A 500-nucleotide genomic window follows, 5' to 3' on the forward strand; every position below is an offset into this window, starting at 1 on the left:
TTATTAATCTTCAAAGTATCCTTCTCATTGCTGTTGAATATTGCTACTCCTATTCTGGCATTTTTTGCCTTTAAAACATTCTCAATTTTCAAAGTTAAGTTGTCAGTTTGAGCATTTGAATACGCAATTGTAAAAAATAAACTTAACAATACTAATAATATCCTTTTTACGATTTTCATATGTCTGTACTCCTATCTGGTTAAATTACCGCTAACACCTGAATTAAGCCGCGCCGCGAAGCGGCGTCGGCTTGAATGAGTTGTTAGGCAACACCGCGCTTTCTCTCGAAGGCTTGTCGTGTTTGAACCATGTAAACCGCCGGCCCGTCAGGCGTGGTGATGATCTTCTCCCGCACGAATCCTGCCTTCTCATAGCAGCGTATGGCTCGATGGTTGTTCGGAGTCGGGTCGGTCTGAATCTTCGTCACGGTGGGGTCCGAGAACAGTAGTTCAACGAGAGCGCGGACAAGCCTTGTTCCTAGGCCTTTGTTCAACTGTGTC

At 44.4% G+C, this 500-nt stretch carries 1 protein-coding gene; it reads right to left on the reverse strand.

The window, feature by feature from the left end; all coding sequences use genetic code 11:
• Positions 1 to 262: 262 nt before the first annotated feature.
• A partial coding sequence (locus R8N49_RS30975) for a GNAT family N-acetyltransferase (RefSeq protein WP_318190932.1) occupies positions 263 to 500 on the reverse strand: 238 nt, incomplete at its 5' end.

It is taken from the genome of Vibrio sp. 1978 (assembly GCF_033344345.1).